Genomic DNA, 14,293 nt, shown 5'->3' on the forward strand with positions numbered 1-14,293 from the left:
GACACAGCGCATACAAGATCACTTTCCGGAGCCAAAGCCCTGTCGCAGCAGCGGAAATCTGCCACTCGCCCCCAGGTGAAGGCCAACAGAAGCCAGAGCAAAAGCGACGCTTGGTAATCGTGATCACCTGATTGAGTGACTTTAGATCGCGGTTGGCTGGGCTTAGGGGGCGGCTGCGACCGTGGTACCCGCAGGAAGATGACCGTTGGGTCGAGGAGCTTGCGATGGGCGTGAACTGGGGGCAGAACCGCCGCACCGAGCCGAATGAAGCAGTGTCCCTTCTCGAGGGCTTGCTGATCGAATGCGATGCGGGGGCCGGAGACACGGTATTGGTCGGCGGAGGACCGGCCAGCGGGAAAACGCAAGTGCAGAACCAAGTGGTGGCGCGAGCCCGTGAGCTGGGCGTTCTCACGCTCACCGCGGCGGGAGCGGCCGACGAGTGCGACGTTGACGGAGGTGTGCTCGACCAACTGCTGGCCAGCCCGGCATTGCCGCGCGAAACGCTGGCGGCGGCGGACGGCGAGGATCGGATCGCCGCGTTGTGCAGTGCCTTGCACCGGTTGGCGCGAGAGCGGTCGCTGCTGATCGCGGTCGACGATCTGCAGCACGTGGACGAGACGTCGGCGCGGTTGTTGCTGCGGTTGCAGCGGCGGGCGCGGTCGGCGGGGATGTTGCTGGTGCTGACGCAGCCGGACGGCTGGTATTCCGGTGAGGGCATGACCTTCGCCGCGCAGCCGCACCGGTACGTGCATCTCACGCCGTTCACCGTGGAGGCGATCGCGCAGCTGGTCCCGGACCACGGCGAAGCTGAGCGGATCCATGGGCTGAGCGCGGGAAATCCGTTGCTGGTCAGCGCGTTGGTCGACGCCCGCCGTAGCTCGGTGGACGACGGACCGGCGTATTCCGATGCGGTGCAACGGCTTCTGCATCGCTACGGTTCGCCGCTGCGGGAGGTGGCGACAGCGATCGCGGTGCTGGACACCGACGTCACGACGGACGCGGTCGCGACAGTCGCGGGAGTGGACCCGGTCGAGGCGGAGACCTCCGCGGGGTTGCTCGTGGAGACCGGGCTGGTCGACGGCGTGCGGTTCCGGCAGCAGCCGGCCGCGGCGGCGGTTGTCGGCGGGTTGCGCGGGTCGGAGAAGGTGCAGCTGCATATCCGGGCTGCAGAGGTGAAGCACGCACGCGGGTTGCCCGCACCGGAGGTCGCACGGCATCTCGTGGCGGCGGGCGAAGCTCAGGCGGAGTGGGCGTTGCCGGTGCTGGTCGCGGCGGCGGAGCAGGTGATGCTCGGCGACGATGTCGACTTCGCTACCCGTTGCCTGCAACTGGCGGCATCGACGACCACCGCGTCGTGGGAGCAGCAGATGATCTCCCAGATGCTGGCCAAGATCACCTGGCGGGTCAACCCGGCGGCGGCCGCTCCGCATCTCGCGGCGTTGTGCGAAGGGGCTTCGCTCGACCAGTCCGACCGGATCGCGGTGGTGCGCCAGTCGTTGTGGTTCGGCGACCGGGAAACCTTCGAATCCGCGCTGGTCCGGCTGGGCGACGACCTCGAGCCGCTGCACCCGCGGACGGCTGCCGAGCTGACCCTTGCCGCGCATTGGCATTACGGCACGGCTCCGGAGTTGTCGGTCGACGCCTCGGATCCCTGGATGCGCACCGCGAAAACGCTCGCGTCGGTCTGGCAGGTCGGTGGCAGCGAAGAGACTTCGGTATGCGCGGAGCGAATTCTCCAGAACTGCCGGCTCTCCGACACGTCACTGGAAGCGCTCTCCACCGCGATTCTCGCCCTGGCGTACGACGGCAAGGCGGACCGAGCGGAAGGCTGGTGCACCTCGCTCGCCGAGGAGGCGGAGTACCGCGGCGCGGTGACGTGGAAGGCGATGCTCGACGCAATCGGCGCGGGTCTTCTGTTGCGTCGCGGTGAGCCCGCCAGCGCGGCGGAGGCGGCGAGCCGTGCGCTCGCGCTGCTTGACGAACCGAACTGGGGCGTAGCGATCACGTATCCGCTCGCCACGATGCTGACCGCGCACACCGCGGCAGGCGCGTTCAAGGCCGCGGCTGGGGTTTTGCGCCACGCGCTGCCGGAATCGGTGTTCACGACGCTCGGCGGGGTGCGGTTCCTCCGGGCGCGCGGGCAGTTCCATCTGGCCACGAACCGGGGGCTCTCCGCGGTGAGCGATTTCCAGCAATGCCAGCGCATTCTCCGCGAAAACGACCTGGACCTGCCTGCTGTCGCACCGTGGCGGACCGACCTCGCCGAGGCGAACCTCCGGCTGCGCAATCCGACCCTGGCGGTCGAGCTGGCGAAACAGCAGCTGGCGGACACGACGGACTCGTTCTCGCAGGCGGTGGCGCTGCGGGTGCTGGCGTTCGCGGGCGACGCCGGCGCGCGGTCTGGCTTGCTGAACCGGGCGGCGGAGGCGTTCAAGGAATCCGGCGACCGGCTCGAACTGGCCCGCACCGTCCGCGCGATCAACCAGCTCGGCCAGCGCGCGGAACGTTCGGCAGGCCTGGTGAAGCCGGTGCAGGTGCCGCGACAGCCGTTGCGCCCGCTCGCGCCTCGCCCGGTGGCGTCGAGACCGGAGCCGCCGCGCGCGGATCCGGAGGGACCTGCGGCGACCGCGTTGAGCGACGCGGAATTGCGGGTCGCGGAACTCGCCGCACACGGGCGGACCAACCGCCAGATCGCGGAAACGCTCTACATCACGGTGTCCACTGTGGAACAACACCTGACCAGGGTGTACCGGAAACTCGGCGTAGCCGGGCGGCGGGGGCTGGCGGGCGAACTGGCCGGTGCCGGACAGTGACCGAAAAGCTGACGGAAAGCGTGCCGGAGAGCCTGACCGAATGCGGGGCGAGAGTGCTGACCGAGGTCGAGTTGCGGGTCGCGGAACTGGCCGCACAGGGCACTCCGGTCGGAGTGATCGCGGAGGTACTGGGAGTGTCCGCGAACACCGCCGCCAGCCACCTTGCCGCCGTCTACGTCAAGCTCCGGAACGCGTGAAGGGCCTCTCGCGCGAGATCCGCGAGAGGCCCTTCACCGGGGGCGGGAACGGGTCAGGATCGGCGGTCGGCGACCACCGCGGCGATGATGTCGTCCAGCGAGCGCGTCGGCACGAAGCCGATCTGGTTGTACGCGCGGGTGCAGTCGGGAATGCGGCGCTGCATGTCCTCGTATCCGTCGCCGTACGCCTCCTCGTACGGCACCTTCGTGATGGTGCTGCTCGAACCGGTCGCGCCGATCACGCGCTCGGCCAGCTGGGAGATGGTGGTCTGCTCGTTGCTGCCGAGGTTGAACACCTTGCCGTACGCGGAATCGTCGGCGAGCAGGTCCGCCAGCGCGGGCACGACGTCGTGCACGTGGCAGAAGCAGCGGGTCTGCTGCCCGTCGCCGAACACGGTGATCGGCTCGCCCGCCAGGGCCTGGGTGACGAAGCGGGGGATCACCATGCCGTAGCGGCCGGTCTGGCGCGGGCCGACGGTGTTGAACGGCCGCACAATCACCGTGCGCAGGCCGTGCTCGACGGCGTACAGGTGGGCGAACGTCTCGTCCAGCGCCTTCGCCTCGGCGTAGGACCAACGGTTCTTCAACGGCGACCCGATGATCCGGTCGTCGTCCTCGCGCAGGCCGTCCGCGGTGTTCTTGCCGTAGATCTCGCTCGTCGACGCGACCAGGATCGGCACGTCGTGCCGCAGCGCCGCGTCGAGCATGTTCTCGGTGCCGTGCAGGTTGGTGCGGAGGCTGTCCATCGTCTTGTCGAGGATGGTGAACACGCCGACCGCGGCGGCGAGGTGGAAGATCGCGTCGATGCCCGCCATGCACGATTCGACCGCGTTCGGGTCGGTGATCGAGCCGCGCACGAACTGGAAACCGGGGTGCCCGGCGACGCCGGCGAGGTTGTCCAGGGTGCCGGTGCTGAGGTTGTCCAGCGCGACGACCTCGTCGCCGCGGGCCAGGAGGTGTTCGGTGAGGTGGGAGCCGATGAACCCGGCGCCTCCGGTGATGAGGTAACGCACGTCAGTGTCCCTTTCTCAGTTCGTGAAGAGCGCGGGGTCGAGGCGGTAGGTGGCGTCGATGACGGTCGGGCAGTCGGCGAGCCATTCGTAGTCGTGGCCCGGTTGGATGGTGTGGATGAGCGCGACGTCCCAGTCCTCGCCGTCGGGCTCGGGGACGGTGTCGAGCGAACCGCCGGTCACGCGGACGTTCGGGACCAGCGGGTCGTAGTAGCCGACCTTCGCGCCCTTCGCGGCGAGCAGGTCGATGATGTCGAGCGCGGACGACGAGCGCACGTCCTGCACACCAGGCTTGTAGGTCACGCCGACCACCAGCACGCGCGTACCCGCCATGCCCTTGCCTTCGCGCGACAGTGTGTTCAGTACGCGGTCGACAACCTGCTTCGGCCGCTCCGCGATGGCGTGCATCGCCTGGGTCACCAGCGGTGCGTTGCTCTGTGTCGCGCGCAGCTGCCACAGCAGGTAGTGCGGGTCGCAGGGGATGCAGTGTCCGCCGACGCCGGGTCCGGGGTGGAACGCCATGAAGCCGTACGGCTTGCTGGCCGCCGCGTCGATGACCTCGATCGGGTCGATCGCGAAGCCGTCGCTGATCTCCGCGAACTCGTTGGCCAGCGCGATGTTCACCGCGCGGAAGGTGTTCTCGTACAGCTTGGTCATCTCGGCCGCTTCCGGCGAGCTGACGCAGTGCACGCTCGGGGTCAGCACGTTGATCACGCGCTGCGCCATCGCCGTGCACACCGGGGTCACGCCGCCGAGCACGCGCGGCGTTTCGGCCTGGGTGTGCGTGACGTTGCCCGGGTCGATGCGCTCGGGGCTGGACGCCACGAACAGGTCGCGGCCGATGGTGAATCCCTTGGCCACCAGCGGTTTCACCAGCAGCCGGTTCGAGGTGCCGACGTAGCTGGTCGAGGTGAGGATGAACGTCTGGCCGCGGCGGGCGTTCGCGACCAGCGCCGCGCACGCCGCCTCCAGCGGGCCGAGGTCGGGCATCAGGTACTCGTCGAGCCCGGTCGGCACGCAGACCAGCACCGCGTCCGCGTCGGCCATCCGCGCGGAATCCGTGGTGAGCTGGAAGTCCTCCTGGTGCACGGCTTTCTCGAGCCTGCGGTGATCGGCTTCGATGAGGTCGACCTCGCCCGAGCGGATCGAGTCGAGCCGGTTCTGCGACAGGTCGATGCCGATCACGCCGACGCCGCCGGCGTGCAGGCCGAGCGCGGTCGGCAGGCCGACGTAGCCCATCCCGATCACGGCGACCGACGTCAGCTCGTTCCGTTCGGCGATGGTCTCGAATTCAGCGACAGTACTGGTCATTCCTGGTCACCCGTTTCTGGATGGGCAGTGGAAAAGCGAGCGGGAAAAGCGGAGGGAAAACCGGTCATCGGACGGAACGGACGATTTCGAAGGCTTCGGCGAGCCCAGCGCTGACCTGTGAGCCGCGGTATTCGGCCAAGGCGCGGACGCCGCGTTCGCTGCGCGGGTTCGGCCACGGTTCGAGTTCTTTGCCGTAGGCGCGCAGGGCTTCGATTTTGCGCTCGAGGTGGCTTTCGTCGAGAAGCTGCCAGCAGTTCGGCCGGAAGGTGACCGGCAGCCCGGAGGCTTCTCCGACGTCCGTGGCGGAGCGGATCTCGAAGGTGCGGACTTCGCGCACCGGGCCCTTGCCCGGCCGGCCGGCGACTCGCGCGGCGCGGCTGACGAGGGCGTGGTCGGTGCTCAGGTCGCACATGCTGGTGGCGAAGATGGTGTCCGGCTCGAATTCGCGGACCTCGCGTTCGACGACCTGGTTGAGCGCGAGGTGGCTGACGGTGTCGAGCCGGTTGTCGCCGAATTCGTGGACTCGCACGCGTTCGATGCCCAGTGTTTTGGCGGCGAGTTCGATCGCGTCGGTGCGGTTGGTGACTTCGGCGCCGGCGGCCGAACGCGAACCGTCGTCGTTGGTGAGAATGCAAAGCGAAATGGAGACGCCTTCGTCGGCGAGCCGGGCGATGGTCCCGCCCGCGCCGAGCGTTTCGTCGTCGCCGTGGGCTCCCACCACCAGCAGCCTGCGTGTCAACGTGTGCATAAGATTCCCCAGTCCTTGTCCGGGCGGTGAAACCCCCAGCGGAAACGAGCCGTGCGAAATGGCTTGGAACGCAAGAAAAATTTGACATCCGGCGGTGCTTGCGACAACCCCTAAAGACCGTCTAAAGCGGACCTTGGCCGCGCGGGAGGACAGGCGCGGCAAGCGCGTTAGGGGTGGGCCGGCGCGACGTCGGAAGGTGGTCGCTTTACCAGCGCACGGGAAGGTCGGCGCGCACGACGGTAGGCCCGCCCGCCGGGCTGACCACGGTGAGCACGCCGTCGATGGTGCCTGCCCGGTCGGCGAGGCCGGCCAATCCGCCGCCGGGGCGCACGGACGCGCCGCCGTGCCCGTTGTCGATGATCTCGACGACCACCGTGTCGTCGTCGCGGGTCACTCGCACCGACGCGCGGTCCGCGCCCGCGTGTTTGGCGATATTGGCGAGGGTTTCACTGACGATGAAGTACGTCGTGGTCTCCACGGGCGCGGGCGGCCGGGGTTCCACCGTCACCTCGACGTCCACGTGGATCGGCATCCGCGCGGTCAAGGCGGACAACGCGGCGTCCAGGCCGCGGTCCTGCAGCACCGGGGAGTAGATCCCCCGGGCGAGGTCGCGCAGCTCGGACACGGCGAGTTTCGCGTCCGTATGGGCCGCGCCAACCAGTTCGCGCACGGCGGCGGGATCGTCAAGCTTTAGCTGCGCCCGGCCCAGGCTCATCGCCACCGCGACCAGTCGCTGCTGCGCCCCGTCGTGCAGGTCGCGTTCGATGCGCTTGCGCTCGGCCTCTACGGCGTCGACGCCGCGGGCCCGCGAGTCCTTCAACTGCCGGGAGCGGGCCTCCAGCTGCGCCGTCCGGTCCGGTCCGAGCATCGACAGCGCCAACGCGCCGTGCATCGCGCCGATCCGCGGGGCCACGAAGATGCCGAACGGCGGCACGGCGACGGACACTATCCCGGCCACGAATTCCACGATGCCCAGCGGGAACGCGAGCAAGGCGTAGAGCAGTTCGCGCCACGTGGCCGGGTCCACGAGCCGGGTCTGCCACGTCAGCAGCAGCCCGGCGCCGTGCGGATGCCGGCGGGGCGGCGGGACGTCGACGCCGAGCATGACGCGCACCCAGCGGCGTTCCGCGCGGGCCAGGCCGCGGGCCGTCGAGGTCGCGGTGATCAGGATCGGGATGCCGATCCACAGCATGGTGGTGGCGATGCCGAGCAAGGTCGTGGCGAGCACGAGCACGAACGCGACGACGCGGAGGGGGAAACTCGCGATGAGGAAGCCGATAGTGCGGACGACGCGGGGCCGCTGCGTCACCGGCATCGAGCGATCCGCTCCAGTTCCGGCACGAGGTCGTTGAGGGTCGGCGTCGCCAGCATCTCGTCCCGGACCTCGAGCGAGCACTCGCGGAACGACGGTTCCTCCAGCAACCGCTGGAGTCCATTTCGGACGGAGCCCGGCGTGACCTCTTCCAGATCGATCATCAGGCCGTTGCCGCGTTTCACCTGTGCGAGCGCGGAAATCCGCTCGCTCCACGTGGTGCCGGGGATCACCAGCTGCGGGACGCCGTTGACCACCGCGTTGCCGATCGTCGCGCCGCCGCCCTGGTGCACGATGGCCGAGCAGCTCGCGAGGAGTTCGTACATCGGCACGAAGTCCACCGCGCGCACGTTGTCCGGAACCTTGTCGACCGACGCGAGCTGTTCCGCGTTGAGCGTCGCGATCACTTCGACGTCGAGGTCGGCTAGGCCGTCGAGCAGCGCGGAGACCGAGGTCTCCTCTTCGCCGAGCGTCTGCCGGTTGGAGATGCCGAGGGTCAGCATGACGCGCGGGCGCGACGGGGGTTCGACGACCCAGCGCGGCAGCGCCATCGGCTTGTTCAACGGCACGAACCGCGCCGGGAGGTAGTCGACGTCGACGCCGTCGTACCGGAGATAGGACGGGTGGCAGTCGATGGTTTTGACGCCGTAGCGCAGGTTCTCGTCGTAGTCCGCGCCGTAGCGGCCCACCGCGTCCGACATCCATTCCACGAACGGGTCCGGGCTGGTGTCCTCGGGCTTGCTCGCGCGCAGGTCCCGGTACTGCGCGCCGATCCGTGCCGTCTGGTCGGCCGCGTACATCATCCGCAGGTGCGGGACGCCGACCGCCTGCGCGACGATCGGCGCGGTGTAGACCAGCGGGTCCCACACGACGAGGTCCGGCTGCCAGTGCCGGGCGAACCGGACGAGGTCGTTGAGCAGCGGTTCCGGCGAGTTCCAGCGGAAAACGTCGACCCAGCCGTCGTAAACGGTGCGCACGTACTCCTCGGTGTAGCGCTCCGGGCGGCTCTCGGAAAGCTGGTGCTTGCTGTGCGCGGTATCGTCGCCGCCGGCGCTGAGCCGCCGGTGCTCCGCGATGTCGAGGTCCTCGCCGAACCACATCGCGTCGAGGCCGGTTTCGGCGAACGGCAGGACCTCGCGGGGATTGCGCTGGCCGACGAACCGCACCTCGTGCCCGGCTGCCGCCAGCGCCCACCCGACCGGGGCCATGCTGTAGACGTGCGTCCTAGTCGGGAAGACCATCAACATGACTCGCACAACGCACTCTCCGATGCCGGGGTCCGGGAAACACTGCTGGGGAAACGGTAATCGCGGCGGGCCGCTCGGCAGACCCGGCATTACGGCGTTAGGGGCCGTTAGGGGTGGGGATTCGCGGGCAGGCGCGAATAGCTTCGGCGAGGTCGTGGTGCGCGCGGGCGACCCGGCCCGCGACGGCAGGTGCCGAGACCGACGAACGAGGGGACTTCCCAGTGACCGGCCACGAGCAGAACACCGCACCGTCCACCGAGCAGATCGTCGCCGCGCTGCGGCAGTCCATGGTGGACAACGAACGGCTCAAGGCGGACAACCAGAAGCTCGCCGCGGCGATGAACGAGCCGATCGCGATCATCGGGATGGGCTGCCGGTACCCCGGCGGGGTCGCCACGCCCGCGCAGCTCTGGGACCTGGTCGCGGGCGGTGTCGACGCGGTCGGCGAGTTCCCCGAGGACCGCGGCTGGGACACCGAGTCGATCTTCGACCCCGCGGGAAGCCCCGGCACGACGTACTCGAAGGAGGGCGGTTTCCTTTACGATGCCGCCGATTTCGAGCCGGAGTTCTTCGGCATCTCCCCGCGCGAGGCCCGCACGCTCGACCCGCAGCAGCGGGTGGTGCTGGAGACCGCGTGGGAAGCGGTGGAACGCGCCGGGATCGTGCCGTCGACGTTGCGGGGCAGCAAAACCGGCGTCTTCGCCGGCGTGATGTACCACGACTACGGTGCGGGCAGCAGCGACGGCAGCCTGATCTCCGGCCGCATCTCCTACACCCTCGGGCTCGAAGGTCCGTCGGTATCGGTCGACACCGCGTGCTCGTCGTCGCTGGTCGCCTTGCACTGGGCGGCCCAGGCGCTGCGCCGCGGCGAGTGCTCGCTGGCGCTGGCCGGTGGCGTCACCGTGATGGTCACCCCGGACATGTTCGTCTACTTCAGCGAGCAGCAGGGCCTCTCTCCGGACGGCCGCTGCAAGGCGTTCGGCAGCGGCGCGGACGGCGTCGGCTGCTCCGAAGGTGCCGGAATGCTTCTGCTGGAACGGCTTTCCGACGCGCGCCGCAACGGTCACCACGTCCTCGCGGTGCTGCGCGGCAGCGCGGTCAACTCCGACGGCGCGTCCAGCGGCATCACGGTCCCGAACGGGCCAGCGCAGCAGCGGGTGATCCGCGCGGCATTGGCGGACGCCGGGCTGAAATTGTCCGATGTGGACGCTGTCGAAGCACACGGCACCGGCACGAAGCTCGGCGACCCGATCGAGGCGCAGGCGCTGATCGCCACCTACGGCAAGGCGGCCACCGCTGATCGGCCGCTGCACGTCGGGTCGTTCAAGTCGAACGTCGGCCACACGCAGGCCGCGGCGGGCGTCGGCGGCGTGATCAAGATGGTGGAGGCGCTGCGGCGCGGCGTGCTCCCGCGCACGCTGCACGCCGACGAGCCGTCGCCGCACGTCGAATGGACCGACACCGTCTCGCTTCTCCGTGAGCCGACGCCGTGGCCGGAGACCGGGCGGCCGCGTCGCGCGGGCGTTTCGTCGTTCGGCATCAGCGGGACCAACGCGCACGTGATTGTCGAGCAAGGCGACCCGGTGACGCGTTCTTCGGACGACGGGCCGGTGACCTGGCTGTGGTCGGCTAACGACGCGGATGCCCTGCGGGCACAGGCGGGCAAGCTCGCGTCCTCCTCAACCGATGCGTCCACTGTGGACATCGGATTCTCTCTCGCGACCACCCGGACCCAGTACGAGCACCGCGCCGGGATCGTCGCGGCCGACCGGGCCGCCGCGATCCGCGCGCTGACCGAGTACGCGGCGGGCCGCACACCGGCGGGTGTCGTCGAAGGCGTGGCGAGCACCGGGCGCACGGCGTTCCTGTTCACCGGCCAAGGTGCCCAGCGCGCGGGGATGGGCCTGGAGCTGGCCGCGGCCTACCCGGCGTTCGCTGAGGCCTTTGACGCGGTGGCCGCCGAACTGGACAAGCACCTCGACGTGCCGGTGCGGACCGTGCTGGGCTCCGACGAGACCGGGTACACGCAACCGGCGTTGTTCGCCGTCGAGGTCGCGGTGTTCCGGCTGCTCGAATCGTGGGGCGTCACTCCGGATTACCTGCTGGGGCATTCGATCGGCGAGCTGGCCGCGGCGCACGTCGCGGGGGTGCTCTCGCTCGAAGACGCGTGCACGCTCGTGACGGCGAGGGCGCGGCTCATGCAGGCCCTTCCCGCCGGCGGGGCAATGGTCGCCGTCGCGGCGGCTGAGGCCGATGTCGTGCCGCTGCTGACCGAGGGCGTGTCGATCGCCGCCGTCAACGGACCGGCGTCGGTCGTGCTGTCCGGCGACGAGGACGCGGTCCTCGCGGTGGCATCGAACTTCGAGAAGACTTCGCGGCTGAAGGTGTCGCACGCGTTCCACTCGGCGTTGATGGAGCCGATGCTGGCCGATTTCGCTCTCGTCGCACGGAAGCTGACCTATTCCGAGCCCGCGATCCCGATCGTCTCGACGGTTTCGCCGGACGCCGATCTGACTTCACCGGAGTACTGGGTGAACCAGGTGCGTGACGCGGTCCGGTTCGCCGACGGCGTCCGCACGCTGCTTGACGCCGGTGTCACGACGTTCGTCGAGGTCGGCCCGTCGGCTGTGCTCACCGCGATGGGCCAGCTGTGTCTTGGCGCGGACGACCGAGCGACGTTCGTCCCGGTGCTGCGCAAGGACCGGCCCGAAGGCGAGTCGGCGGCCGCCGCCGTGGCGACGTTGTTCACCACTGTGTCCACTGTGGACTTTTCGGCGTTCTACGCTGGCGGGGCACCGGTCGAACTGCCGACGTATGCCTTCCAGCGCAAGCGTTACTGGCTGGAGAACCCGACCGGGGCCTGCGTCCGCGGGGTCGCCGAGGTCGGGCAGGTCGACGCTGGGCACCCGCTGCTGGGCGCGGTCGTGGCGACCGCCGACACCGGCGGCGTCGTGCTCACCGGGGAGCTTTCGCTGCGCGCGCAGCCGTGGCTCGGCGACCACGTCGTGCAGGGGGTTCCGCTGTTCCCCGGCACGGCTTTCGTCGAACTGGCCGTGCGGGCGGGCGACGAGGTGAATTGCGCGCGGCTCGACGAGCTGACGCTCGCGGTCCCGCTGATCCTGCCCGAACACGGATCCGTCCCGGTCCAGGCGACGGTGGGCGCGGAGGACGAGTCGGGCACCCGCGCGGTGGGCATTTACTCGCGGGCCGCGGACACCGGGGAGTGGACGCACCACGCCAGCGGGAGGGTGTCGCCGACGGCGGACACGCCCGTTGCCGCCGCGGAGTGGCCCCCGGCCGGTGCGGTCGAGATCGACGTGACCAGCCGCTATGACGAACTCGCCGCCCAGGGCTTCGACTACGGGCCGGTCTTCGCCGGGCTCCGCCGGGTCTGGCGCGACGGGAACACTCTCGCCGCCGAAGTCGCGTTGCCGGAGCACACCGACGGTTCGGCCTTCGCGTTGCATCCCGCCCTGCTGGACGCCGCGCTGCACACCATCGGTCTGGCCGGGCTGACGGAGGACAAGCCAGCGTTGCCGTTCGCGTGGAGCGGGGTTTCGCTGCACGCCGCCGGGGCGTCGAGCCTGCGCGTGGTGCTCTCCGCAGACGTCGAGAACACCATTTCGCTCACCGCCACCGATCCCGCTGGCGCGCCGATCGTGACCGTGGGGGCGCTGGCGCTGCGGCCGATCGCCGACGACGCGTTCGCCCGTCCGGCAGCAGGCGACTCGCTGTTCCGGGTGGAATGGCAGCCTTACTCCGGCGATGCCGCTTCCGGCGTTTCGCACGCCGTGCTCGGCGCGGATCCCTTCGGCCTCGGCGGAGAGTCCTATGTGGACCTTGCTACGCTGATCGACGCGGTGGGGACAGGGAAGGCCGCCCCGGACGTGGTGTCCGTGTCGTTCAAGGCACCCGAGGAGGCGTCGCCCGAACTGGCGCGCGAGGCCGCCCACCGGCTGCTGGACCTGGTCCGGACATGGGTCAGTGAACCGGCGCTGGCCGCTTCCCGGCTCGTCGTGGTCGCTTCCCACGCCATCGCGACGCGTCCCGACGAAGACGTCGCCGACCTGGTGCACGCCGCGCTGTGGGGCATCGTCCGGTCGGCCGAGTTGGAGTACCCGGACCGGTCCGCCGCGGTCGACCTCGACGGCAGCGAACCACCGCTGGCCACCGTGCTCGGCGCGATCCAAGCCGGTGAGCCCGGTGTCGCCGTCCGGGACGGGGCAGTGCTGGTGCACCGGCTGGCGAAGTTCGCCCCTGAGACTTCGGCACCGTCGCTGAACCCGGACGGAACGGTGCTCGTCACTGGCGGCACCGGGGCGCTGGGCGCGTTGATCGCGCGGCACCTGGTGACCGAACACGACGTGCGCCACCTGCTGCTGACCAGCCGTCGCGGCGAGGCGGCACCGGGAGCGACGGAGCTCAAGGCGGAACTGGAGGAGCTGGGCGCTTCGGTTTCGCTGGAGGCTTGCGATCTCGCCGACCGGACCGCGGCGGCCGCGCTGGTCGCGGGCGTGCCTGCCGAGCATCCGCTGACCGCGGTCGTGCACACGGCAGGCGTCCTGGACGACGGGGTGCTGCTCGCGCTGACCCCGGAGCGGATGGACGCGGTGCTGCGGCCGAAGCTGGACGCGGCCTGGCACCTGCACGAGCTGACCGCGGAGTTCGACCTGGCCGCGTTCGTGCTGTTCTCCTCCGTCGCGGGCCCGTTCGGTTCGGCCGGGCAGGCGAACTACTCGGCCGGGAACGTGTTCCTCGACGCGCTGGCCCACCACCGGGCGGCGCTCGGGCTGCCCGCGGTGTCGCTGTCGTGGGGCCTGTGGTCCGGCGGCATGGCGGGCGCGCTCGGCGACACCGACCTGGTCCGGATGGCGCGGTCCGGCGTGGCCGGGCTGTCGTTCGGCGACGGGCTCGAGCTGTTCGACGCGACGTTCGGCACCTCGCAGCCGGCGCTGGTGCCGGTCCGGCTCGACCTGGCCGGGCTGCGGTCCGCCGCGGACCGAGTGCCGCCGATGCTGCGCGGCCTGGTGCGCGCGGGCACGCGGCGGCGTGCCGCGGCCGCCGACGACTCGTGGGCCCGGATCGAGGCCCTGCCCGCCGGGGAACGGGAGCGGGCGCTGCTCGACCTCGTGTGCGGCACGGCCGCGGTGGTGCTCGGGCACGACCGCTCGGACGCAATCGACCCGCGCAAGGGATTCATCGAGCTCGGCTTCGATTCCCTGACCGCGATCGAGCTGCGGAACCGGCTGGACGAGCTGTCCGGTCAGCGCCTGCCCGCGACGCTGATCTTCGACTACCCGTCCCCGGGCGCGGTGGCGGGGCTCCTCGGAACGGGCCTGGCGGACCAGCTGTCCATTGTGGACTCTCGGCTGGCCGCTCTCGAATCCGCGTTGCGGGACAACGCCTTGGCCGAGGACGACCGTGACAAGCTGGTCAGCCGCTTGACCGCGTTGCTGGCGGCGTACTCGGCTCCCGAGAAGTCGGCGGACATCGAGAACGCCAGCGCGGAGGACCTCTTCGCGCTCCTGGACGAGGAACTGGACACCAAACCGGTGTGACCCCGCGAGTCCCCGCTGACGCCAAGCCAATGGCGCAGCGGGGACTCGTGTCATGCGGCGGGCAGAGAAGCAGTTCACGACCGCGAGCGGCCGGGGG

General features: G+C 70.1%; 8 protein-coding genes. 3 read left to right on the forward strand and 5 right to left on the reverse strand.

From position 1 onward, the window contains the following. Positions 1–224: 224 nt before the first annotated feature. Together PUT80_RS06015 and PUT80_RS06020 are read left to right on the forward strand one after the other, a co-directional pair. A complete protein-coding gene (locus PUT80_RS06015) occupies positions 225–2,813 on the forward strand; it encodes a LuxR C-terminal-related transcriptional regulator (protein ID WP_275291333.1) in 2,589 nt (862 codons plus the stop codon). Next, on the forward strand, positions 2,810–3,010 hold the full coding sequence (locus PUT80_RS06020) for a LuxR C-terminal-related transcriptional regulator (protein ID WP_134667390.1): 201 nt from the start codon (positions 2,810–2,812) through the stop codon (positions 3,008–3,010). The genes PUT80_RS06015 and PUT80_RS06020 overlap by 4 nt, the downstream gene beginning before the upstream one ends. Positions 3,011–3,063: 53 nt before the next feature. Here the strand turns inward: PUT80_RS06020 and PUT80_RS06025 are convergent, their stop codons facing one another. From PUT80_RS06025 to PUT80_RS06045, 5 genes are all read right to left on the reverse strand, one after another. Further along, entirely contained in the window at positions 3,064–4,023 is a 960-nt protein-coding gene (locus PUT80_RS06025; RefSeq protein ID WP_037810563.1) for an NAD-dependent epimerase/dehydratase family protein, read from the reverse strand. A gap of 15 nt (positions 4,024–4,038) precedes the next feature. Further along, the gene (locus PUT80_RS06030) at positions 4,039–5,331 is read right to left on the reverse strand and encodes a nucleotide sugar dehydrogenase (RefSeq protein WP_037810562.1); all 1,293 of its coding nucleotides are present in this window, start codon (positions 5,329–5,331) and stop codon (positions 4,039–4,041) included. A gap of 64 nt (positions 5,332–5,395) precedes the next feature. After that, positions 5,396–6,079 (reverse strand): PIG-L family deacetylase, encoded by a 684-nt coding sequence (locus PUT80_RS06035; protein ID WP_043836772.1) that lies wholly within the window; start codon positions 6,077–6,079, stop codon positions 5,396–5,398. A 205-nt stretch (positions 6,080–6,284) separates the two neighbouring features. After that, positions 6,285–7,394, reverse strand: a complete 1,110-nt coding sequence (locus PUT80_RS06040; RefSeq protein ID WP_037810560.1) for a sensor histidine kinase — start codon at positions 7,392–7,394, stop codon at positions 6,285–6,287. After that, positions 7,385–8,638, reverse strand: a complete 1,254-nt coding sequence (locus PUT80_RS06045) for a nucleotide disphospho-sugar-binding domain-containing protein (RefSeq protein ID WP_238608264.1) — start codon at positions 8,636–8,638, stop codon at positions 7,385–7,387. Before PUT80_RS06045 ends, PUT80_RS06040 begins: the two co-directional genes overlap by 10 nt. A gap of 221 nt (positions 8,639–8,859) precedes the next feature. Here PUT80_RS06045 and PUT80_RS06050 point away from each other — a divergent pair, with 221 nt between their 5' ends. Then, complete coding sequence (locus tag PUT80_RS06050; protein WP_275291334.1) at positions 8,860–14,196, forward strand: type I polyketide synthase; 5,337 nt, start codon at positions 8,860–8,862, stop codon at positions 14,194–14,196. The last annotated feature ends 97 nt before the right edge of the window (positions 14,197–14,293 follow it).

Source organism: Amycolatopsis sp. La24, assembly GCF_029087445.1.
In the GTDB taxonomy this organism is placed as follows: Bacteria; Actinomycetota; Actinomycetes; order Mycobacteriales; family Pseudonocardiaceae; genus Amycolatopsis; species Amycolatopsis nivea.

Bases quoted from the DNA above. Each gene is read 5' to 3' on its own strand.
- PUT80_RS06045 (WP_238608264.1), bottom strand. From the start codon at position 8,638: ATGTTGATGGTCTTCCCGACTAGGACGCACGTCTACAGCATGGCCCCG.
- PUT80_RS06040 (WP_037810560.1), bottom strand. From the start codon at position 7,394: ATGCCGGTGACGCAGCGGCCCCGCGTCGTCCGCACTATCGGCTTCCTC.
- PUT80_RS06035 (WP_043836772.1), bottom strand. From the start codon at position 6,079: ATGCACACGTTGACACGCAGGCTGCTGGTGGTGGGAGCCCACGGCGAC.
- PUT80_RS06030 (WP_037810562.1), bottom strand. From the start codon at position 5,331: ATGACCAGTACTGTCGCTGAATTCGAGACCATCGCCGAACGGAACGAG.
- PUT80_RS06015 (WP_275291333.1), top strand. From the start codon at position 225: ATGGGCGTGAACTGGGGGCAGAACCGCCGCACCGAGCCGAATGAAGCA.